20 protein-coding genes are annotated in these 23,268 nt (G+C 48.7%); 5 read left to right on the top strand and 15 right to left on the bottom strand.

From position 1 onward, the window contains the following. Nucleotides 1–37: 37 nt before the first annotated feature. The 15 genes from ychF to AC0QUU_RS05470 all read right to left on the bottom strand — a co-directional run bounded on the left by ychF (nucleotide 38) and on the right by AC0QUU_RS05470 (nucleotide 17,362). Complete coding sequence (ychF, locus tag AC0QUU_RS05540; protein WP_474545055.1) at nucleotides 38–1,135, bottom strand: redox-regulated ATPase YchF; 1,098 nt, start codon at nucleotides 1,133–1,135, stop codon at nucleotides 38–40. Nucleotides 1,136–1,196: 61 nt separating this feature from the next. Next, nucleotides 1,197–1,850 (bottom strand): thiamine diphosphokinase, encoded by a 654-nt coding sequence (locus AC0QUU_RS05535; RefSeq protein WP_474545053.1) that lies wholly within the window; start codon nucleotides 1,848–1,850, stop codon nucleotides 1,197–1,199. Beyond that, nucleotides 1,843–2,505: a ribulose-phosphate 3-epimerase gene (rpe, locus tag AC0QUU_RS05530; RefSeq protein WP_474545052.1), complete on the bottom strand. Its 663-nt coding sequence runs from the start codon at nucleotides 2,503–2,505 to the stop codon at nucleotides 1,843–1,845. Before rpe ends, AC0QUU_RS05535 begins: the two co-directional genes overlap by 8 nt. Before the next feature lie 3 nt (nucleotides 2,506–2,508). Next, complete coding sequence (rsgA, locus tag AC0QUU_RS05525) at nucleotides 2,509–3,387, bottom strand: ribosome small subunit-dependent GTPase A (RefSeq protein ID WP_474545525.1); 879 nt, start codon at nucleotides 3,385–3,387, stop codon at nucleotides 2,509–2,511. A 40-nt stretch (nucleotides 3,388–3,427) separates the two neighbouring features. Then, nucleotides 3,428–5,479, bottom strand: a complete 2,052-nt coding sequence (pknB, locus tag AC0QUU_RS05520) for a Stk1 family PASTA domain-containing Ser/Thr kinase (protein WP_474545051.1) — start codon at nucleotides 5,477–5,479, stop codon at nucleotides 3,428–3,430. Then, on the bottom strand, nucleotides 5,476–6,219 hold the full coding sequence (locus AC0QUU_RS05515) for a Stp1/IreP family PP2C-type Ser/Thr phosphatase (protein ID WP_474545050.1): 744 nt from the start codon (nucleotides 6,217–6,219) through the stop codon (nucleotides 5,476–5,478). The genes pknB and AC0QUU_RS05515 overlap by 4 nt, the downstream gene beginning before the upstream one ends. After that, nucleotides 6,216–7,241 (bottom strand): dual-specificity RNA methyltransferase RlmN, encoded by a 1,026-nt coding sequence (gene rlmN / locus AC0QUU_RS05510; protein WP_474545049.1) that lies wholly within the window; start codon nucleotides 7,239–7,241, stop codon nucleotides 6,216–6,218. Before rlmN ends, AC0QUU_RS05515 begins: the two co-directional genes overlap by 4 nt. Beyond that, nucleotides 7,238–8,626: a 16S rRNA (cytosine(967)-C(5))-methyltransferase RsmB gene (gene rsmB, locus AC0QUU_RS05505; RefSeq protein WP_474545048.1), complete on the bottom strand. Its 1,389-nt coding sequence runs from the start codon at nucleotides 8,624–8,626 to the stop codon at nucleotides 7,238–7,240. The genes rlmN and rsmB overlap by 4 nt, the downstream gene beginning before the upstream one ends. Then, complete coding sequence (locus AC0QUU_RS05500) at nucleotides 8,619–9,323, bottom strand: zinc metallopeptidase (protein WP_474545047.1); 705 nt, start codon at nucleotides 9,321–9,323, stop codon at nucleotides 8,619–8,621. The genes rsmB and AC0QUU_RS05500 overlap by 8 nt, the downstream gene beginning before the upstream one ends. Before the next feature lie 13 nt (nucleotides 9,324–9,336). Then, the gene (gene fmt / locus AC0QUU_RS05495; protein WP_474545046.1) at nucleotides 9,337–10,278 is read right to left on the bottom strand and encodes a methionyl-tRNA formyltransferase; all 942 of its coding nucleotides are present in this window, start codon (nucleotides 10,276–10,278) and stop codon (nucleotides 9,337–9,339) included. A 3-nt stretch (nucleotides 10,279–10,281) separates the two neighbouring features. After that, on the bottom strand, nucleotides 10,282–10,767 hold the full coding sequence (gene def, locus AC0QUU_RS05490; RefSeq protein WP_474545045.1) for a peptide deformylase: 486 nt from the start codon (nucleotides 10,765–10,767) through the stop codon (nucleotides 10,282–10,284). Between the two features lie 39 nt (nucleotides 10,768–10,806). Then, nucleotides 10,807–13,026 (bottom strand): replication restart helicase PriA, encoded by a 2,220-nt coding sequence (priA, locus tag AC0QUU_RS05485; RefSeq protein WP_474545044.1) that lies wholly within the window; start codon nucleotides 13,024–13,026, stop codon nucleotides 10,807–10,809. A 32-nt stretch (nucleotides 13,027–13,058) separates the two neighbouring features. After that, a complete protein-coding gene (locus AC0QUU_RS05480) occupies nucleotides 13,059–14,531 on the bottom strand; it encodes a UDP-N-acetylmuramoyl-L-alanyl-D-glutamate--2,6-diaminopimelate ligase (protein WP_474545043.1) in 1,473 nt (490 codons plus the stop codon). Nucleotides 14,532–14,755: 224 nt separating this feature from the next. Further along, nucleotides 14,756–16,243, bottom strand: a complete 1,488-nt coding sequence (locus AC0QUU_RS05475; RefSeq protein WP_474545042.1) for a glycoside hydrolase family 32 protein — start codon at nucleotides 16,241–16,243, stop codon at nucleotides 14,756–14,758. A 93-nt stretch (nucleotides 16,244–16,336) separates the two neighbouring features. Further along, nucleotides 16,337–17,362, bottom strand: coding sequence for a LacI family DNA-binding transcriptional regulator (locus tag AC0QUU_RS05470; RefSeq protein ID WP_474545524.1), 1,026 nt, complete (start codon nucleotides 17,360–17,362; stop codon nucleotides 16,337–16,339). A 269-nt stretch (nucleotides 17,363–17,631) separates the two neighbouring features. Between AC0QUU_RS05470 and AC0QUU_RS05465 the strand changes: the two genes are divergently transcribed. From AC0QUU_RS05465 to AC0QUU_RS05445, 5 genes are all read left to right on the top strand, one after another. Then, complete coding sequence (locus AC0QUU_RS05465) at nucleotides 17,632–18,954, top strand: ABC transporter substrate-binding protein (protein ID WP_474545041.1); 1,323 nt, start codon at nucleotides 17,632–17,634, stop codon at nucleotides 18,952–18,954. A gap of 3 nt (nucleotides 18,955–18,957) precedes the next feature. Continuing rightward, nucleotides 18,958–19,857, top strand: a complete 900-nt coding sequence (locus AC0QUU_RS05460) for a carbohydrate ABC transporter permease (protein ID WP_474545040.1) — start codon at nucleotides 18,958–18,960, stop codon at nucleotides 19,855–19,857. After that, complete coding sequence (locus tag AC0QUU_RS05455) at nucleotides 19,829–20,680, top strand: carbohydrate ABC transporter permease (RefSeq protein WP_474545039.1); 852 nt, start codon at nucleotides 19,829–19,831, stop codon at nucleotides 20,678–20,680. Before AC0QUU_RS05460 ends, AC0QUU_RS05455 begins: the two co-directional genes overlap by 29 nt. 4 nt (nucleotides 20,681–20,684) lie before the next feature. Next, nucleotides 20,685–21,785, top strand: a complete 1,101-nt coding sequence (locus AC0QUU_RS05450) for an ABC transporter ATP-binding protein (RefSeq protein WP_474545038.1) — start codon at nucleotides 20,685–20,687, stop codon at nucleotides 21,783–21,785. 76 nt (nucleotides 21,786–21,861) lie between these two features. Continuing rightward, nucleotides 21,862–23,193, top strand: a complete 1,332-nt coding sequence (locus AC0QUU_RS05445) for a glycoside hydrolase family 32 protein (protein WP_474545037.1) — start codon at nucleotides 21,862–21,864, stop codon at nucleotides 23,191–23,193. Nucleotides 23,194–23,268: the final 75 nt, after the last annotated feature.

Here is a 23,268-nt window from a genome sequence, read left to right as displayed (position 1 = left end):
ATAAACGTCTGATATATTAAATCATCTGCAATGCTGTTTACACATTAAAACGGAACAACATAATGTCTCCGTCCTGCACGATATAATCCTTCCCTTCCAGACGGATCAGGCCCTTTTCTTTTGCTGCCGTATGAGAACCACAGGCCATCAGGTCGTCATAACTTACCACTTCCGCCCGGATAAATCCTCTTTCAAAATCTGAATGGATCTTACCGGCCGCCTGAGGAGCTTTCGTTCCTTTCCTGATCGTCCATGCGCGGACTTCCGGCTCTCCTGCCGTCAGATAACTGATCAGCCCAAGAAGATGATAGCTGGCTTTGATCAGCTTTTCCAGACCGGACTCTTCCAGTCCCAGATCGTCAAGAAACATTTTTTTCTCATCATCGTCCAGCTGTGAAATCTCTTCTTCGATCTCGGCACATACGACAAATACTTCACAGTTTTCCTGCTCCGCATATTTTCTGACTGCCAGCACGCCCGGATTGGATGCTCCGTCATCTGCCAGGTCATCTTCTGATACATTCGCCGCAAAAATCACAGGTTTTGCTGTAAGCAGGTTATATCCGGCAAACCAGGCCTGTTCATCCTCATCCTCGGTCACAAAGCTTTTTGCCAGTTTGTTTTCTTCCAGATGAGCTTTAATTCTGTTCAGGAGATCCAGCTCCTTTGCCGCTGCTTTATCATTGCGGGAGAGTTTCACCGTCTTTGCAATTCTGCGTTCCAGGATCTCCAGATCAGAGAATATAAGTTCCAGATTGATGGTCTCGATGTCTCTCATGGGATCAATACTTCCGTCAACGTGGACAATATTGCTGTTCTCAAAGCATCTTACCACATGGACAATGGCGTCTACTTCCCGGATATTGGCAAGGAACTGGTTGCCCAATCCTTCTCCTTTGGAAGCGCCTTTTACCAGACCGGCAATATCAACAAATTCTATAGCCGCCGGAATAATTTTCTTTGTATGATACATCTCACCGAGAACATCCAGCCTCTTATCCGGAACGGTTACAACGCCCACGTTCGGATCTATGGTACAGAACGGGTAGTTTGCCGACTCTGCTCCTGCCTTGGTCAGTGAATTAAACAATGTACTTTTTCCAACATTCGGTAGTCCTACGATTCCAAGCTTCATTTATCTTTAATCTCCTTGTGTGTATATTTGTAACGGACATTTCCGGTCCGTATGTCTGTTTTCAGTCCCTGGTCTCCATCAGGATAACCCGGCCGTAAGCGAAGGATATTTTCACCTCGTCCTCCTGGAACTCATTGCTGACACATAGACTGTCAGACGGTTTCAGGAAATGATTTTTCAGCGGATATTTTGCCCCGCTGATATTAAAGTCATCCACCGGAAGTTCCAGCGGAAACAGGGAAAAATATGGTCCGAATGCTTCCTCCCGCTTCAGCGTAATTCCCTGATTCAGAAGCCGGATCTGGTTGTGACTGTCCATAATCCTTGCATTTGCTCCTGCGTCAAGAGCAATCTGAAGGCACTGTACATTTGCCCACAAATGATCCAGACGGCTGCCCGTCCCGCCTACAATCCAGATTTCCTTTCTCCTCATATCAAGACAAAGTCTGAGCGCGATTTCCGTATCCGACGCATCCTTAACGGGGTTGAATTCCCGTATGGGCACATTTACTTCTTCCCGGTAATATGCCACAAGTCTTTCCGGCGTGCTGTCAAAATCTCCTACTATATAATCCGGCTTAATCCCGTGATCATAGAGAAATACAAGGCCTCTGTCCACCCCGATAATAAACTCCGTGTCTTCATCTTTCAGAATAGGAAGGACAAAGTCTTCCTCCAGCATACCGCCGCTTACAATTACAGTCCGTTTACTCATAATCCTTAAATATCTCCATAAACCTTTCCGTATTATCTCTGACATTTCCCCGATACACTGCAGATCCTGCCACAATTACATTTGCTCCGGCCTTCAGCACCTCTCCCACATTGGAATGATGAATGCCTCCGTCTACTTCAATATCTTTCTTAATTCCTCTCTCATCAAGCATGGATCTTAACTGTCTGATCTTCTCAATGGATCCGGGAAGAAATGTCTGCCCGCCAAACCCCGGCACCACGCACATAACAAGAAACATATCCGCCTGATCCAGATATGGCTCAAGGACATCCACCGGCGTCTCCGGCTTCACCGATATTCCTGCCTTCACACCCAGACTGTGAATACAGTCAATATCCGCCTTCAGATCTGTGCATGCTTCATAATGAACGGTGAGAATATCTGCACCGCATTTTGCGAAATCTTCCATAAGTCTGACCGGTTCCGTCACCATAAGATGAGCGTCAATTGTCTGTCCGGTCAGATTTTTTATGGAAGAAAGCACCGGCATTCCAAAGGAAATACTCGGCACAAACATGCCGTCCATTATATCGAAATGGATATACTGTGCTCCTCCCTTTTCAGTCTCTCTGATTTGTTCCCCCAAAATTTTAAAATCCGCTGAGAGAATTGACGGCGCCAGAATCTTTTTCATGCCCTAATACCTTTTCCTTTCTTCCAGTTCGTGGTACATATCCACGTAATCCCTGTATCTGATCCGGTGTATCTGCCCTGCCTCTACAGCCTCTGTTACTGCGCAGCCCGGTTCATGGATATGGCTGCAGCCGTTAAATCTGCACATTCCTTCAAAAGGCAGAAATTCGGGAAAACAATATTTTAAATCTTCTTTTTCAAGATTATCTATATAAAGGGAGCTAAATCCCGGCGTATCCATAATATAAGACTCATCTTCCAGAACAATCAGTTCCGAATGCCGCGTTGTATGGCGGCCTCTGGCAATCTTCCGGCTGACGCTTCCGGTCTCCATCCGTACCTCTGACTGAAGCAGATTAATCAGGGAAGATTTTCCCACACCGGACGGGCCGGCTATAGCTGTCGTCTTTCCTCTGAGAAGACGCTTTAAATCTTCAATATTCTTTTCTTCTCTGGCGCTGGTAAAAAGAACCGGATAACCGCAGGCCGTATATATCTCCTTCAATTCGGCAATTTCCGGGCTTTCGGCAATATCTGTCTTGTTAAAACAGAGCACTGCGGGAATCTCCCGGTTCTCCATTGTCACAAGAAACCGGTCAAGAAGATTAATATGAGGCTTTGGTTCTGTCACTGCAAACACAATCAGGGCCTGATCAATGTTGGCTACTGCAGGACGGATCAGCTCATTTTTTCTTGGGAGCAGCCTGACAATATTTCCTTCTTTTTCTTTTTCATCCAGAATCTCTATCTCCGCATCATCACCCACGAGAGGTTTTATTCCGTCCCTGCGGAAGATTCCTTTTGCTTTACATTCATAAACACCGGATCCTACTATATGAACATAGTAGAATCCGGCAATTCCTTTTACAATTTTTCCATGCATGGCAGCAATATTTTCTTTCTCTGTCCGTGTTATTCTGCTGTCAGTATCCTGTATTTTCACCTGTATCCGTACCGCTGTCCGATGTATCCGACTCACCTGAATTCTCCGATCCGACGCTGATCCAGTACTGCACTACGGTTCCTTCCGACACTCTGGTTCCCACAGTCGGAGAGATCCTGCAGATCTGACCTGCCCCGTACTCGTCACTGAAGCTTTCGCCGGCATACTCACCTACCAGACCGTATCTCGAGAGCGTCTGACTTGCCGTAGCTTCATCCATTCCGTAAATATCAGGCACATTCACAATCTTTGTCTCAGGTCCGCGGCTTACAACATAGGATACCGTAGTGCCTCGTGACACCTCAGTTCCCGGATCTATGCTCTGGGAAATTACTATGCCTTCCGCCACGTCATCACTATATTCTTCGGTTGCGCTGCCCACCAGACCGGCAGCTTTGAGAGCTGCTTCCGCATCTGCCGCGCTGCCTTCTGTCAGTTTCGGCACTGTCGCAGGCTGGGTGCCGAGACTTACGATAATCTCAACACTGCTTCCTTCATCAACTTCAGTTCCGACATCCGGATTACAGGAGATTACATAGCCTTCTTCCACATCACTGCTGTACTGGGCTTCGCCTTTTGTTACTTTCAGTCCGGCATCACGCAGCATTTGTTCCGCCTGGGACTCCTCTTTATTGACAACATCCGGCACAGCAACCGTCTCCGCCTCTTCACCGGTACTCAGTATTACTTCTATTGTGGTGTGTTTTTCTACTGTTTCATCCGGTCCCGGCGTATGACTTTTGATCTCTCCGGCCTCATATTCGTTGGAAGGCTCCTCTCCCACCACATCAAGCCCCAGCTCATACTTGCTCAGCTCATCTCTTGCCTCTTCTTCTGTCATACCACGCAGATCCGGAACTTTTACCGTATCTTCCTCACTGGATGTTCCGATCCCCGGGCCGCTGAACAAACCTACTGCGTTTCCTACCAGAAACAGAACAAGTAAGGCAATAATCACGCCGGCCACAATCATAAGAATACGCATGATTTTCTTCGTATCCGGATTTACATCCTTCTTTCTCCTGCGTCTTCTGTCATACGCGCGGCTGTCATCGTCATCCTCGTCATCGTCTTCGTCGTCATCATCATCGTAGTCATCGTCGTCATCATCATAATTCTGTTCCTGAAGCCGCCTGATCTCGTCTGTCGACATAACAACGGTCCGGTCCGAGTCATCCGGCACTGCACCCATTGCGACAAAATCACCGTCCGGATCAACAAGAGACCGTTTCAGATCCTGAAGAAGAGACGCGCAGTCGTGATATCTGCGCTCCGGATTTTTCTGAGTACATTTCATAATAATGCACTCCAGACTGTATGGAATATCCGGCACTTCCTCTGACGGAGAAACAATTTCTTCCTGAAGATGCTTCAGAGCCACAGATACTGTGGAGTCTCCGTCAAAGGGAACATGTCCGGTAATCATCTCATACATGGTAATACCAACGGAATAGATATCGCTCTTCTGGTCCACAGCTCCCCCGCGGGCCTGCTCCGGCGATGTATAGTGAACCGATCCCATAACACTGGTACTGATGGTCTGGGTTGCCGTAGTCGCCCGGGCGATTCCGAAATCCGTTACTTTTACCTTGCCTTCTTTGGAAATAATAATATTCTGAGGCTTAATATCCCTGTGTATAATATGATGATTATGGGCAGCCTGAAGTCCGGTTACCATCTGGATGGAAATACTGATCGTCTCTTTTGCCGAGAGCCTTCCTTTTTTTTCAATATAATCCTTCAGAGTAATGCCTTCCACCAGTTCCATAACCATATAGAACAGGCCTCTGTCCTGTCCCACATCATATACATTCACTACATTCGGATGCATCAGCCCGGCCGCCGCCTGGGCCTCGCTTACGAACTTCTGGATAAATACCTGATCATTACGGTAATCACTTTTTAATACTTTGATCGCCACATACCGGTTCAGCTTATGATCCTTCCCCTTATATACATCAGCCATGCCGCCGGAACCGATGCGTCCCAGAATTTCATACCTCTTTCCTAAGAAAACGCCTTCTTTAATCATAATACACTCACCTCATCCGCAAACGGTTCTACCAGTACAACACCGATATTGTCTGTACCGCCATTCTCTTTTGCCGCTGCTACAAGGGCCTGGCCGGCTTCCACAATATCTCTTCCTCCCTGCACAATATGGAACAGTTCTTCATCCTCCACCATATTGCTCAGACCGTCTGTGCACATCAGGATGATATCGCCCTTTTTCAGTCGATGCTCATAGAAATCCACATCCACATCTGCTTTTGCGCCGATTGCCCTTGTAATGATATTTTTATCCGGATGATGCTTTGCCTCCTCCGGTTTGATGCCTCCGAGACGAACCATTTCTTCTACCAGAGAATGGTCTTTCGTAAGCTGCTGAATTCCCTGGTTAATGAGATAGAGACGGCTGTCTCCCACATTTGCGAAATACATCATCTGGTTGACAATGGTCGCCGCCACCACCGTAGTTCCCATTCCCTTGAGATGGACGTCCCTGGACGCTTCTTTTATAATCTCTTTGTTGGCAGTCTTTATCGCCCCGACAAGAACCTTCTCCACGTCCTCGCCTTCGCTGTTTTTCAGCTCTCTCTGCAATACTTCCACAGTATACTTTGAAGCGTAATCTCCTGCCTGGTGACCGCCCATTCCATCCGCTACTACAAACAGATTCCGGAGGATTCCCAGCGGTTTATCTGTAGTAAAGACGTAATCCTGGTTCACTTGCCGTACCATTCCTACGTCTGTAATTGAAAATGTCCTCATAGCCTCCTCCTTCTGAGCTGTCCGCAGGCTCCGTCTATATCAGAGCCCATTTCCCTTCTTATAGTAACATTTATTCCGCTTTTTTCAAGATTATTTTTGAAATTCAGGGCATTTTCCCTGCTTGGTCTGACAAAATTCCGTTCTTTCACAGGATTGACCGGAATCAGGTTCAAATGGCAGTTCCGGTGTTTCAGAAGAGCTGTCAGTTCTCCTGCGTCTTCCGGCGTATCGTTGACGCCGTGTACCAGACTGTATTCGAAAGTCACCCGCCGCCCCGTCTTTTCAAAATATGCGTCACAGGCCGCCAGTACCTGGGACAGTTCGTATTTATTGGCAATTGGCATCAGTTTCCTGCGCTTCTCCTGGGTCGCCCCGTGCAGGGAAAGCGCCAGTGTAATCTGCAGTTTTTCTTCCGCCAGTTCCAGAATCTTCGGCACAATGCCGCAGGTGGAAACGGTCACATTTCTCTGGCTGATATGCAGGCCGTGCTCTCCCGTCAGAATGTGGATGAATTTCAGAAGATTGTCATAGTTGTCCAGAGGCTCTCCGGTTCCCATCACTACCACATTTGACACCCGCTCCCCGGTGATTTTCTGAATCTGGTAGATCTGCCGGAGCATCTCGGAAGCTGTCAGATTCCGGTTCAGGCCTCCGATGGTGGATGCACAGAAAACACATCCCATCCTGCACCCTGCCTGTGAAGAGATGCACACGGAATTTCCGTGTTTATATTTCATAAGAACGCTTTCCACCATATTTCCGTCATAGAGCCGGAACAGAAATTTGTTTGTCCCGTCCAGGGCAGAAATCTGCCGTTCTTCCATGTCCGCGGGCAGAATCTCATATTCCTGTTCCAGCTTCTCCCGGAGACTTTTGGACAGATTGGTCATTTCCGCAAAACTGCCGCAGAGCTTTACGTGAAGCCAGTCGTAGATCTGTCCTGCCCGGAAAGATTTTTCCCCGATGGATGCCATCTCCTCCTTCAGTTCTTCGTATGTAAAAGAACAGATGTCTTTTTTCATGTTCTGTCCTCCTGTTTTCTCAGTCTGGCAATAAAGAATCCGTCGCTTTTATGTACGCCCGGCAGAAGCTGGAGGCATCCGGTATCTGTACAGGCGCTCTGAAGATCCGGACAGAGACGGCTGCTTATATCTTCCGGCTCAAATTCCGGATATTCGTTTAAAAACCACTGTACATTCTCTTCATTTTCCGCATGGTTGACCGTACAGGTGCTGTACATGAGAACGCCGCCCGGTTTTACGTAAGCCTGTACGCAGCTTAAGATCTTTCTCTGAAGAGCGGCCAGCTCCCGGATATCTTCCGGGGATACCCGGTATTTCAGGTCCGGTTTTCTGCCCATTACCCCCAGGCCGGAACAGGGCAGATCGGCCAGTACAAGATCCGCTTTCCCGGTCCATTCCGGATCCGGAACAGAGGCGTCCCGGCAGACCGCCCGCACATTGGAAATGCCTGAGCGGTCAATGTTTTCCCGGATCAGCTCTGTTTTATATTCTGTCAGATCCCTCGCTTCCACCATGCCGCAGTTTTCCGGACTGCCGGAAGCTTCGGCGGCAAGGATGAGTTCTTCCGCCACATGAAGGGATTTGCCGCCCGGCGCGGCGCACACATCCAGCACCTGCGCCCCGGCCCGGGGAGCCGCAAGTTCTCCCACAAGCATGGAACTTACATCCTGCACGGCAAAAAAGCCCTCCCGGAACGTCTCAAGCCCTTCCAGGTAATCATATCCGGATATGCTCAGGGCATAAGGCAGGTAAGGATGAATCTCCGATTTCACGCCCTCTTCTTCCAGACGGCTCCGCAGTTCTTCCACGGAAATCCGGTTCCGGCAGCATCGGATTGTCAGAGGATGCTCTTCCTGCAGGGACCGAAGCATGATTTCTGTCTTTGCTTCTCCATATTCCTGCTGCCACAGATCCAGAATCCATTCCGGACAGGAATACCGGACGGACATTTCCTGTTTTCTGTCAGACGGATATGCTATGCCCGGAAGTTCTCTTGCTGCCGTTCTGAGTACGCCGTTTACGTATCCTTTCAGACCGGAAAATCCTTTTTTCACGGCCAGCTTCACTGCTTCACTGCAGACCGCCCGGTCCGGCACACTGTCCATATATTTCAGCTGGTATACGGAACTTCTCAGGATGCCCCGGATCACCGGCTTCATTTTCCGCACTTTTACTTTGGAAAACTGATCCAGAATATAGTCGATCTCGATCAGATGCTCCAGCGTTCCCTCTGTCACACGGGTGATAAATGCCCGCTCCCTTTTTTCAAGATACTGGTATTTCGCCAGTACGTCCCCGAGGATCTGGTGGCTGTAAGCCCCCTTCTCAGTCACTTCCATCAGAACCGCCAGCACAATTTCCCGTTCATTTACTGATTTAGTCATTCCTTCTTCTTCCTCCTGTCAGGATCAGCAGACGCAGAAGCTGCAGAATAGCCGACGCGGCTCCTGCCACATAAGTCAGGGCCGCCGCTCCCAGCACTTTTTTTACAGAGGAGAGCTCATCCGGATAAAGCATTCCGGAAGCCCCCAGCACGTCTACCGCTCTCCGGGAAGCATTGAACTCCACCGGAAGAGTGACCAGCTGGAAAAGTACTGCCGCAGAGAAGAGCAGGATTCCCAGATTGATCAGAAAAACAGAGGTCTCTCCGGTAATCAGAAGTCCGATCAGAATCAGGGGCCAGGCCAGAGCAGAGCCGAAGTTTGCCACCGGCACAAGGGCGCCCCGGATGGTCAGCGGCGCATATCCTCTGGCATGCTGTACCGCGTGGCCGCACTCATGGGCTGCCACACCCACAGCCGCAACAGAAGAAGACTGATATACCGTATCCGAAAGTCCCAGCGTTTTGTTGCCGGGGTTGTAGTGATCCGTAAGATTTCCCGGAATATGGATCACCCGCACATCATAGATGCCGTTCCGCCGGAGAATCTCCTCCGCCGCTTCCTTTCCGGTCAGGCGCAGTCTGCTCTGCACTCTGGAATACTTCGCGAACACCTGTCTCACCCGGGCCGACGCCGCCAGACAGATCAGGACGCCGATCAGTACAAGAATATAAGTCCAGTCATAATAGTAATAAAACATTATATCGCCTCCATTATGATTCCTGTGTTAATACGGTTCCCTCCTCAAGAGCATATCCTCTTAAAAATGCTCCGCTCTCCATTCTTTTCTTTCCCGGGATCTGCAGTTCATATACATGCAGAACTCCGTCTCCTGTCTGCACGGTGAACCGTTCCTTTTCCACTTTTATCACAGTTCCCGGAACACCCGCGCCGTTTCCTTCCCCCTCTGCTTTCGCCCGCCAGATCTTCAGGGTCTTTCCCTTCCAGTGGGTATAGGCGCTGGGCCAGGAATTCAGTCCGCGGACCAGGCGCTCGATTTTCACGGCGGACTGGCTCCAGTCAATATTTCCCATCTTCTTATCCAGCATCTTCGCGTATGCGGTAGGGGATTCTCCCTGTTTTTCAAATACCGCCGTGTGATCTTCCAGCGCTTTTATGGTTTCCACGCACAGCCGCGCTCCTGTCAGAGCCAGCTTGTCATGAAGGCTGTCCCCGGTTTCCTCCTCTGTGACGGGCACCTCGGTTTTCAGAATCATATCGCCTGTGTCCAGTCCCTCATCCATCTGCATCGTTGTAACTCCTGTCACAGTCTCTCCATTCAGGATTGCCCACTGTATGGGCGCCGCTCCCCGGTATTTTGGAAGCAGGGAAGCATGTACATTAATGCACCCGTAAGGCGTCAGCTCCAGAATACTTTTTGGCAGGATCTGGCCGAAAGCAATGACCACACATACATCCGCATGATATTTTGCCAGTTCCTCCACGCACTGAGGATCCCGGATCTTCTTCGGCTGATAGACCGGAATGCCGTGCTTTAAGGCCGCGGCCTTCACCGGGGTAGGCTGCATTTCCTTGCCCCTGCCCTTAGGCTTATCCGGCTGGGTCACTGCCAGGCATACGTCATGTCCCGCCTCTACCAGGGCTTCCAGTGTCCCCACGGAGAATTCGGGAGTTCCCATAAATATAATCCGCATTCTCTATTCCTCCGTTTCATCTTCCGGCTCATATGATACGTCATGAAGGCCGTCCTGTGTCTTATTTACATACAGTTCGCCGTGCAGGTGGTCGATCTCATGGCAGAATGCCCTTGCAAGCAGTCCTTCTCCTTCCACCTCGAAGGGCACCATATCCTGATTCAGAGCCCGGACCTTTACACGATCCGGACGGGTAACGATTCCCCACTTGCCCGGCACGCTTAAGCATCCTTCCTCCCCGGTCTGTTCTCCGGAAGTCTCTGTAATCTCCGGATTGATCAGAATAATGGGACCTTCCCCCACATCAATGACAACAATCTGTTTGAGCACGCCTACCTGAGGCGCGGCCAGACCTACGCCGTTTTTTTCATACATGGTCTCCAGCATGTCTGTGATCAGCAGTTTGGTCCGGAAGGTCATTTTTGTAACTTTTTTGCATTGTTTTGTAAGTATGTCGTCTCCGATTTCTCTGACTTCTCTGATTGCCATATTTTTCCCTCCAAATAATTTCATAAGTACTCTATTCTGTTACATCGGGTTAAAGTCAAACTGAATTCTCATTTTATCAAATCCAGAATTAATTTCAATGTATTTTTCCATCATATCTTTGATCTTCACCAGTGTATCATACCTGGGCGACTTCAGATAGATCACCCGGCGGTACACATCCCGGATCTTATCGATGCCCGGACTGGCCGGACCAATCACCTGTACCGGTACATTTCCTTTTATTCGCAGAATGTATTCTTTCAGATAATGACATCCTTTTTCCAGCAGTTCTTCATCCTCGCAGGATACATGCACTGCCGTCAGGTTCTCCGCCGGAGGATATCCCATCATCTCCCGGTAGGCGGTTTCCTGCTCATAAAACATCTCATAATCCTGAGCTGCCGCGGCTTCGATGGCATAATGGCCCGGATCGTAAGTCTGAATCACCACATCCCCCGGGCGCTCGCCTCTGCCGGCCCGTCCCGCCGCCTGGGTCAGCAGCTGAAAGGTCCGCTCGCCGGAACGGTAATCATCTGTGTACAGGGACATATCCGCCGCCAGCACTCCCACCAGCGTCACATTCGGAAAGTCGTGGCCTTTTACGATCATCTGGGTCCCCACAAGGATATCCGCCTCCTCGTTGGCAAAAGCCTCCAGAATCTTCTCATGGGCGTCCTTCTGCCGGGTGGTGTCCATATCCATCCGGAGTATTTTCGCTTCCGGGAACCGCTTCTTTACCAGATCCTCAATCTGCTGTGTTCCTGCCCGGAATTCCCCGATATAGGGAGAACCGCACTCCGGACAGCGGGTTACTTTCGGCTGTTCATAACCGCAGTAATGGCACACCATTTTCCCGCCCCGGTGGACCGAAAGAGACACATTGCAATGGGGACATTTTACCACCTGTCCGCACTCCCGGCAGGAAACAAATCCGGAATAACCTCTCCGGTTTAAGAACAGCATAATCTGCTCCTTCTTCTCCAGCCGTTCCTCCATCAGCTCCTGCAGCCTGCGGCTTAAGATTGAGCGGTTGCCTTCTTTCAGCTCTGCCCGAAGGTCGGCAATGTGAACCTGCGCCATACTCTGCATCCGGGAACGGTTTTTCATGGTAAGGAGAACGTATTCCCCTTTCCTGGCCCGGTACATGGCTTCCAGAGAAGGGGTGGCGCTTCCCAGAACCACGCCGGCCCCTTCCAGCTCCGCACGCTTAACGGCAGTTTCCCTGGCGTGGTAGCGGGGAACCTGTTCACTTTTATACGTCGGCTCATGTTCCTCATCTATGACAATCAGTCCCAGATCCGGAAAAGGAGTAAAAAGGGCGGACCGGGGGCCGATCATCACATCCACTTCTCCGGCTTTTGCCCGCATCATCTGGTCGTAGCGTTCCCCGGCGGACAGGCGGGAATTCATAATCGACACCCGCTGTCCGAAATACCGGTAAAAGCGCATTACCGTCTGATAAGTCAGGGCGATCTCCGGGATCAGAACAATAGCCTGTTTTCCCATCTGTACGACCTGCCGGATCATTTCCATATACACTTCCGTCTTTCCGCTTCCGGTAACCCCGTAAAGCAGGTACGTATTCCGTCTTCCCTCCCGGTAGTCCTGCTCAAACCGGCTGACTGCCGCCTGCTGCTCCGGTGTAAATGTAATCTTCGGCGCTTCCCTGCTGCCGCCTCGGACCGGGTTGCGGTACACCTGCTCCGACTCCAGGGCCAGCACGCCCTGTTCCTCCAGGGCGCGGATTACCGGAAGCGTAATATGCAGTTTTTTCACTGCCAGATCATATTCCAGCACCGGCTGATCCAGAAGCGCGGCCAGCAGTCTGGCTCTTGCTTTCTGATTCTTTTCCAGATAAAAGTCCAGCTTTTCCTTTCCTGCATCTTTCTCCAGAAGAAGGCGCAGATATTTCTTTACTCTGGCATTTTCCTTCTGTTTAATGGGAAGCACCGTTTTCAGGGCCTGAATCATAGTGCCTCCGTAATTCTCTTTCATCCAGGCCGCAAGGGCAATCAGCTTTGCCTCAATCTCCACGCTGTCCCTGGATATGTCTGTGATCTCCTTGACTTTTGAAAGATCATAGCTGCAGCTGTCTGTGATTCCCGTAACATAGCCTTTTACGGGCCGGTTTCCTTTTCCGAAAGGAACGATTACTTCCATGCCGGCTTTCAGCTCGTTCTCCAGTCTGTCAGGAATCCTGTACTGAAAGATTTTATCCAGTTTTTCATGTTTTATATCTATGATAATGTCTGCAAACACATTCCCACCTGTCTTCTGTGTTCTGTCCTGCTTTATGACCGTTCCTGTTTCAGCTCTTCCAGAACTTCGGCGATCAGTACCCGCTCATCCATGGGATGTTTGACACCTCTGATCTCCTGGTAGTCCTCATGGCCTTTTCCGGCAAGCACGATCACGTCTCCCGGCTGCCCGTTTGCAATAGCGTATTTAATGGCCTCTTTCCGGTCGCAGATTTCCACATATTTTCCGTCTGTTCTGCCGATTCCGATCTTTATGTCGTCGATAATGTCCTGGGGCTCCTCAAATCTGGGATTGTCTGATGTAATAATGGTCAGATCCGCAAGTCTTCCGGACACTTCTCCCATCTCATATCTTCTGTCTCTGGAGCGGTTTCCGCCGCATCCGAAGAGGCAGACGAGACGCTTCGGATTGTATTCCTTCAGCGTGGTCAGAAGGCTTTCCAGACTCATGGCATTGTGGGCGTAGTCAATCATCAGAGTAAATTCATCCGATACCTTGATCATCTCGATTCTGCCCTTTACCTTTGCCTGCTTCAGCACTTCCTTTATCTTCTCCACAGGCACCTGGAAATGACGGCACACGGCAATGGCGGTCAGTGAATTATAGACACTGAATTTGCCCGGAATATCGATCTCCACATCAAAATCCATGAGACCGGATACGTGATATGCCACGCCCAGGTACCCCGGCCGGGACACCAGCTTTACATTTTCTGCCCGCAGGTCGGCATTTTCAGAGAAACCGAAGGTCTCCACCCTGCAGGTGGCGTTCCGGAATACATCTTTGAAATATTTATCATCCACATTGGCAATTCCCAGTCTGCACTGCCGGAAAAGCAGCCCTTTGCAGCGTTTGTAATCCTCAAAATCCTTGTGCTCATTGGGCCCGATATGGTCTTTTCCCAGATTGGTAAAGATGCCGATCTCAAAAGGAATCCCTGCCGTCCGGTGAAGCATCAGACCCTGGGAAGACACTTCCATTACCACACAGTCGCATCCTGCTTCCGCCATTTCCGCGAAATATTTGTGTATGGTGTAGGACTCCGGCGTTGTATTTGCCGCCGGAATATGTTTTTCCCCGATAATGGCCTCGATGGTTCCGATCAGACCGACTTTGTGTCCCACCCCGTCCAGAATGGATTTGATCATATAGGTTGTCGTTGTCTTTCCCTTTGTACCTGTGATTCCGATAATTTTCATCTTTTCTGCCGGATAGCCGAAATACGCCGCGGACATCAGCGCCAGAGCATATCTGGTATCTTTCACAAGAATCACTGTCACATCCGCCGGGACGTCCACATTGTGCTCCACCACAAGAGCCGCGGCCCCCTTAGCCGCCACATCCGCGGCATAGCTGTGTCCGTCTGAGACAGCCCCGCTGATGCAGACAAATACAGAACCTTTCTCCGCTTTCCGGGAGTCGTTAATCAGCGTGGTGATTTCTGTCTGATCCGTTCCCTGCAGCACTTTATAGTCCAGCCGTTCCAATAATTTATCTAATCTCACAGTTTGACCTCCTTAAAGAAAAATACTGTGCAGGCATACCCATGCACAGCCATTGATATAAGAATACCACAATCATGCCTCTCTTGCAAAGGCCGCAGACATTCTTGCCATGATCGGCGTGGGACGGGGACCATTGCGGTATTCAATCACTTTACTTATGAATCCATGAAAAAAGCGGCAGGGGTCGAGGATCAGACCACTGTCGCTTTTATTCTTATGTATCGTTACTCTGATACAAGATCGTATTTTACCACATCAATCTCTGCCTTTCCGTCTGCATAGAAGGAGATCCCCTCTGCGGAAAGATCCGTATAGATTGTCGCCGTAAGCACCTGTTCTCCGTCATTTACAAATATTTCCACGCTGAAATTATCCAGAATTATGCGCAGCGTAAGTTTTCCGCCCTCCGTTCTGACAAGGCTTCTTCTCTGATGGATGATCGCCCTTCTGGAACCGGAAAATTTCCTGTCGATCTTAAGAATGGATTCATGAGGCCGGAAACTGATTGCTGTATGGCAGGTATCGTTCTGAGCGAAACGCATAGCAAACTTTCTGTACACCTCGTTGACATCACCGGGGCGCAGCGTAAGCTCCATATCGATCCGGCGGCCTTTAATTCCGTCCAGACGGATCATATCAGTAAAGGCAACATTTTCATATTCCACCCGGTTCCTGCGCATTTTTTCCAGTTCATGGATCGGTCTCTGGAGCAGCCGCCCGTCTTTTACAGAAATTTCCCTTGGCAGGCTCATCTGTCCGAACCACGGACGTTTCGGAGAGTGCAGATTACAGGTATCCCAGTTCTGCATCCAGCCGATCATGATCCGGCGGCCGTCCGGGGTCAGTATTGTCTGTGGCGCGTAAAAATCAATTCCATAGTCTATGGCCTGATTATGTTCCTCGGTAAATGTGTTTGTCTTCTCATCAAAATCTCCGATAATGCATACCGTTCCATTGCCATTATGGTACTCAAAGCCCTGAGGAAGCATATCCTGAGGGCTTACAAGCAGCACCTGCTTTCCGTCCAGCGCGAAAAAATCAGGGCATTCCCACATCCGGCCAAACCGGCCGTTGTTGCTGATCAGGATCTTTTCAAATTTCCATTTCATCCCGTCCGGGCTGCTGTAGAGAAGGATCCTTCCGTCCTTCTGCGGCGTGCAGTTGCCAACCACGCAGCGGAAAGTGCCGTCCTTCTCACGCCATACTCTGGGATCCCGGAAGTCAAAGCGGCTTCCGTCCTCCGGAAGATCCTTCTCGGTCAGTACCGGATTGCCTGAGAATTTTTCATAATCAGTTCCGTCTCCTATAGCTATGCACTGGGTCTGTACTTCACGGCTGCTGCCGTCAGACTGTGTTTCTTTCACAACCCCGGTGTACATCAGCATATGTCTGCCGGCATCCAGGGTAACAGCACTGCCTGAAAAGCAGCCGTCTCTGTCATAATCTGTATCCGGGGCGAGAGCTGCCGGAAGATAACGCCAGTGAAGCAGATCACTGCTCACAGCATGCCCCCAGTGCATCGGTCCCCAGTGTGAATCATACGGATGATACTGGTAAAACAGATGGTATTCTCCATTGTAATAAGAAAAGCCGTTCGGATCGTTGAGCCACCCTGTTCTTGTAGAAAGGTGAAATGACGGTCTTGGCTCATCTGCGATCTGTCTGTCTCTTGCCTCTTCATATCTTCTTGCATCCCTTAAAATCTGGCTCATAGGTCTTTTTCTCCTTTTTTATACATGTTAATTAGCCGATTCTCCGGCTCTGTCACTGCCGCTGAATATCAGAAAACGGGTGTTTATCCCGCATTATACCGTTGTCCCTCTCCGTATCAGAATAGGCGGAATTATTTTATGTACCGGCTCCTTTAACGGCGTCGGCCTTCTTTTTTTCCGCTCTTCCATCAGTTCAGAAAGAAGTTCCATCGCCTCACTGGCAATCACGGATATCTGCTGCCCCACAGTACTGGTAGGAATAACTGCTTCCCGGGAAATCGGCGAATTATCAAATCCTATGATCTGATAAGTTTCCGGAAGTTTTCCGTATCTCTGAAACAGAAGATTTAAAAGTACATTGGCATGTGTATCATTGGGCATGAAAATCCCCTTTTTCTTATCCGAGTATTCCCTTTCCAGATCATCTATGATCTTTGCTATGCCCTGCCGATTTTCTTCAAATGTATTTCCAAGATGTGTAAGAATCAGCCGGTAGGGAAGGTGGTATTCCTCACAGGTGTCCACAAATCCGCGAATACGCCCGTAAGCCGGAGATGTGTCCGGCAGATTTCCGTTTACATGAATAATAATGTCACAATCACTCTTTCTCAGCAGACTTGCCGCCTGTACCCCTCCCATATAATTATCTGTATTCACGCTGCAGATATACCGGTCTTCCCTTTCGATCCCGACTACAGGCACATTGTAGGAAGCGAGCTCTTCGGACGGAATCGTCGGACTTAAAATAATCATTCCTTCGATATTGTATGCCATCAGCTCTTCGATATATCTCCGTTCCACATCGGCCTTTTCATTTCCTGCGAACACAAGAAATTTGTACCCGTATTTCTCATAAGTATCCAGGATCTGGTTCAGCATCTCTGAATAATAATGCATATAAAGGTTCGGTATGATAATTCCGACAAATTCTGTTCTGCCGCTTGCAAGAATCCTTCCTACTTTATTTTCCTTATAATCAAGAGCTATAAGGGCATCTGCAACTTTCTGCTGGTTCTCCAGAGTAAGGGAGTCAGGATTGTTGAAATACCTTGAAATCGTTGTCTTGGAAAATCCCGTGTATTCCGCAATGTCTGCAAATGTCACTTTCTTTGATTTCATCAATTTCTTCCCTTCCTTTTCATAAAATAACTGTCGAGATTTATTATCTGAATGAGTATAGTATATCAGAACATATTACGATAAATCAATAAAGTAACCGGTAACAAAACCGGTTTTGTGAAATATATACAGAAATTTCAGCCCTGAAATATGACATCTGCCGAATCTGCCTTTTTCTATTGACACCGGTGCCGCAAAGGGACTATTATTGCAGTAAAGGAACCGGTTACTTAACCGGTAATATATTTTTCAAAAAAGGAGGAAATGGAATGAGAAGACGATTGCTGTACCTTACGGTAACTCTCTTCGCCGCAGCCTGTCTGTCCGGATGTCAGCAGAAAGATCCCGAGCCGGGAGACATTGCCGGATATGACGAAGGCGAAGAGTATCTTTCCATATGGGTTCACTCGATCGAGGACACAGAGGAGGGGCAGGCCTACAAGGAATCGGTGGAAACCTTTAATGAAGCCTATGACGGACAGTACTTTGCTGACATTGAGTTCGTGCCCAGAAATGACAGCGGCGGCGGTTATTCCGACAAGGTAAACGCTTCTGTCATGGCCGGCGGGCTCCCGGATGTACTTACGGTAGACGGCCCGAACATCTCAGCCTACGCGGCAAATGGTATTATTCAGCCTCTGGCAGAGCTTACAGAGGAAGAAGAGGCAGAATATCTTCCCTCTATTATTGAGCAGGGGACCGTAAACGACAAGCTGTATGCGCTGGGAGTTATGGAATCCAGCGTAGGTTTCTACTATAACAAAGACATTATCGAAGAAGCGGGAATTGAGATTCCTGACGCGGATGATCCCTGGACATGGTCGGAATTTCTTGACATTCTTGAAGAGCTGAAGCCTCTTATGGATGAGAAAAACGGTTATCCGCTGGACATGACCTTTCCGGTAGGAGAAACAAGCATCTATTACTTTGCTCCGTTTGTCTGGTCCGGCGGCGGAGAGCTTGTAAGTGACGACGGACTGACGGTAGACGGATATTTCAATTCAGAGCAGACAGCCGCCGCAATGGAATATTTCCGCACCATTGTTGAAAACGAATATATGTCCGAAGCCCCCATTGATCATCTGTTTGAGAGCGGACGCGCCGCTTTCAAATTTGACGGAGCCTGGGAAGTAAACACAGTATACACCAGTTATCCGGATATCAATCTGGGAGTTGCGCCATATATCGTAAGCGACGACTGGGACGGAGAAGCTTACACGCCTACCGGTTCCTGGGCCTTCGCGGCAACGACGGAAACAAAGGATATCGAGGGCGCCACAGAACTTGTCAAATGGATGAGCGGAGTGGAAAGCGGCATCCGGATCTGGGATATGACCAAAAACTTCCCGTCTACATATGAAGCTTTTGAAAATATAGATGTCTTCCAGACAGATGAAAACTACAGCGCTCTGTACAATCAGCTGAGCAATTACGGACATCCGAGACCGAAGACGCCTGTATATCCCCAGGTGAGCACCAGTTTCCAGGAAGTTCTGGAAAGTGTGGCGCTCAGCGGGAAAGATGTAAATGAAGAGCTTGATAAAGCTGTGGAACGGATCGACCAAAAACTGGAACGTTATACGAGGGAATAAAGGATGAAAAAGAAAAATTCAATTTTAGGAATGGCGTTTTTCGGGCCTGCACTTGTACTTCTCACTCTGTTTTTATTCCTGCCGATGCTTCTTACATTTGGTTTCAGCTTTACTGACTATTTCGCGCTGAACCCGGAGCTGACGCACTTTGTGGGACTGGAAAACTATATCAATATTTTTAAAGACGAGCTTTTTGTACAGTCATTTTTCAATACTGTAAAATTTGTAATCATTATTGTACCCCTGCAGTGCGGCGGAGCCCTTCTGCTGGCGCTGGCCATCAACAAGGCTGCCCACTGCAAGAAATATTTTAAAGTCGCGTTTTTCGTGCCGGTAGTTATGTCCCTGGCAGTTGTCTCCACACTGTGGATGCAGATCTACAGCCCGGAGGGAATCCTGAATACACTTCTGGCCCATCTCGGAATTGACGCCCAGCCGTTTATCCACAGCGCTGATCAGGCTCTTCCGTCTATCGCGATCATGAGTGTATGGCAGGGCGTCGGATACCAGATGATCATCTTCCTGGGAGGACTGCAGAACATCAACCCTGCGCTTTATGAGGCTGCCGAAATCGACCATGCAAGCGGCTGGCAGAAATTCAAGGACATTACGCTGCCGGAACTGAAACCGCTCTGTATATTTGTATTTATCACAGTCACAATCGGAGCATTCCGTATGCTGGTACAGCCAATGGTTATGACAGGCGGCGGACCGGATCACTCAACCTATACACTTGTATATGACATTTACGAAACCGGTACTGTTAACTGGGAGATGGGACTTGCGTCCACAATGGCGATCGTATTCACCGTATTTGTCGTAATCCTGACAATCATCCAGAACGTACTGACTAAGGACAAGGAGGGAAGAAAACATGTTCACAAAAAAGCAAAAGCGAATTAACTGGATTCTGGTAGCCGTGCTGCTGGTTCTTTCCATCTTCTTCCTGTTTCCGGTCATCTGGATGCTGGCCAACTCCTTTAAACCGGACGCGGCCATCACGGCAGACATGAATTCCATAGCCGCGTTTATTCCTCCGGCTTTAAGCGGGAACTTCTTTGACAACTATATATCTATTATTACAGACACGAACTTTTTAAGATACATGTTAAATACGCTCCTTTACGCGGCAATCCTCATTGTTCTGAGTATTGTTGTAAACGGACTGGCAGGATATGCTCTGGCAAAAATTAAATTTCCTTTCCGTGATCAGTGGCTTATGATCATTATCATGCTCCTGATCGTACCGACAGAGACGGTCATTACGATTCATTTCCTGATTATTGCGAAGGCCGGTCTCCTGAATACAATCGTAGGCTATATTCTGCCGCTGATCGTAAACCCGTTCAACATCTTCCTGTTCCGGCAGGTGTTCGTAAGTCTGCCGGACGATGTGTATGAGGCGGCGCAGCTGGACTACTGCGGACCTGTGAAATACTTCTTCACTATGGTTCTGCCAATGTCAAAAACAGTTGTTGCAACTGTCAGTGTATTTACTTTCCTGAATGTATGGAATGATTACCTCTGGCCGTCGCTGGTATTTACATCAAGCGATCTGCTGACGGCTCAGATCGGTCTGAACTCTATTACATCAAATGAAAATACAACGATGGGACAGACACTTGCAGTTATTACTCTGGTTACAATACCGGTCATCATCATCTACTCCCTGTTCTCGAAACAGATTGTAGAAGGTGTTACATCAACAGGTTCAAAGGAAGGATAAGGAAATGAGTTTTATAGAATTTAAAAATATATGTAAAATGTATCCCGGATCAGATAAAAATACAGTAGACAACTTCACTCTTGATATTGAGGAGAAAGAATTTATCGCATTTGTCGGCCCGTCCGGCTGCGGGAAATCCACAACACTCCGCATGATCGCAGGTTTTGAGGAGATCACAGGCGGCGAGCTCTACATAGACGGGAAAAAAGTAAATGACGTAGCTCCGAGAGACAGAGGCATCTCAATGGTATTCCAGAATTACGCGCTCTATCCTCACATGACGGTTGAGAAAAATATCGGATATGGCCTGAAAAACATGAAAATGCCGGCAGATCAGATCAAACAGAAAGTAGACTGGGCAATCAAAATCCTGGGACTGGAAGAATACCGCTACCGTAAACCGAAAAATCTTTCAGGAGGCCAGCGCCAGAGAGTCGCACTGGGCCGCGCGATTGTAAAGAATTCCAAGGTGTTCCTCATGGATGAGCCGCTTTCAAACCTTGACGCGAAACTCCGTGTCAGCATGAGAACAGAAATCAGTAAACTTCACAGACAGATCGGCGCTACTACCATCTATGTAACCCACGACCAGGTAGAGGCCATGACCATGGCTGACCGCATTGTCATTATGAAAGACGGCGTGATCCAGCAGGTCGGAAAACCAATGGAACTTTATGATCATCCGGTAAATCAGTTCGTAGCCGGATTCATCGGATCGCCTCAGATGAACTTCTTCGATGTGACAGTTGACAAAGGCACTGTAAAATTTGCCGACGGCAGCACAATGACACTGTCCGAAGGTATGATGAAGAAACTGAACGGCCGTCAGGGCGAAATGATCCTCGGCATCCGCGGTGAAGACATCAAGATGGACGCGCAGAATATGGAACTCAACAAAGGCAACGCCCAGCACGCTGTCATTACAGATACAGAGGTTATGGGAAACGAAAACAACCTCTACTTCAACTTCGGCGGTTCTCAGGCCGTAGCCCGTGTGTCCAAGTATGAGATCAGTCAGATCGGCGACCGGATCAACTTTGTATTCATGCCGTCAAAAATGCATTTCTTTGATAAAGAAACAGGAATCAACTATGCGGAATTATAAAAGAATATTATAATCATAACTGCCATGGCCTTTGTCCGGGTGACATTTCGGCCATGGCAGAATATTTGGAGGCAGTATGAAAAAACACGCATTACACTTAAAAGCGCCGGACAACTGGGTAAACGATCCCAACGGCTTTATTTACTACAAAGGATACTACCACCTTTTTTATCAGTATTTTCCCTATGAACCCCGCTGGGGCACCATGCACTGGGGACATGCCATAAGCAGAGATCTGGTTACATGGGAACACAAAGGTCTGGCCCTCTACCCTACCACACGGGCAGATTTAAACGGATGCTTTTCCGGAAGCGCCATTGAAGAAGACGGAAAACTGTACCTGGTTTATACAGGCGTCCGCTATGAAGTCGTCAATCCCGATGACCCCCACACCTGTCTCAACGAACAGTTCGAAGCTTCCCAGCTTATGATTTCTTCGGACGACGGATTCCGGTTTGACAATGAACATGACAAGGAAGTAATCATTCCTCCCGTCACAGATCCTTCCATCGGAGACCGAACCCACACAAGAGACCCGAAAATCTGGAGAGGGAAAGACGCCTGGTATCTGATCCTTGGAAGTACAATAGAAGAAAAATACGGCGAGGTTCTTTTCTACCGCAGCGAAGATCTCCATACCTGGACTTATGTAAATAAGGCATGGAAGGGGCCGGAATACGGATGGATGTGGGAATGTCCGGATTATTTTGAGACAGAAGGCGGCGGCGTTCTGCTTCTGTCGGCCATGGGCTTTCTGACAAATGGAGAAAAAGAGAAAAACCAGTCCCTCTGTTTTCCGGTATCTTTTGATGAATCAGAGTGCCGGATACAGATTCCCGATCAGTACCAGTATCTGGACTATGGCCTGGATCTGTACGCGCCCCAGACAACCCTGGATAAAGATGGCAGAAGGATTATGACAGCATGGGTTCGTATGCCAAAGGTAACAGAAGAAGGCTGGATCGGCATGTTCTGTTCTCCCCGGATGGTAGAACGAAAGGACGGACATATTTATTTCCGCATGCATCCGAATATCCGCAGTGCTTACTCCAGAATAATCCGGGATACCGCAGAGGCTTCCGAAGACGGCTACATGGCTGCTTTTGACCTGGAAGACGGCGAAACAATCGATATCGGCGGATTTCTTATCACAAGAAAAGGAAACCAGATCGTCACTGACCGCACACAAGTCTATCCCGCTAATGTTGAAGGCGCCCATCTGATTTCCGAAACGCCTGAAATCAGAGACGGCTTCCGGCTGGAAGTCCTGGTTGATCCCAATCTCATCGAGGTATATATAAACGATGGAGAATATGTGATCAGCAATGCCGTCTATGACCTTGAGAATAAGATCAGCTGCAGCAAAGATAAAGCCATCCGGCTGTCCACAACAGGAAATAACGGATAAAACCTGTTCACAGAGATCAAAAAGAATGAATCTTGCGCCTCTCTTCCAATCGTAGTAAGATTGAACTACGAATGG

This window comes from Mediterraneibacter sp. HA8405, assembly GCF_056148955.1.
Note: the sequence above shows the minus strand (reverse complement) of the source record. Positions and strands in the feature narration are given on the sequence as shown.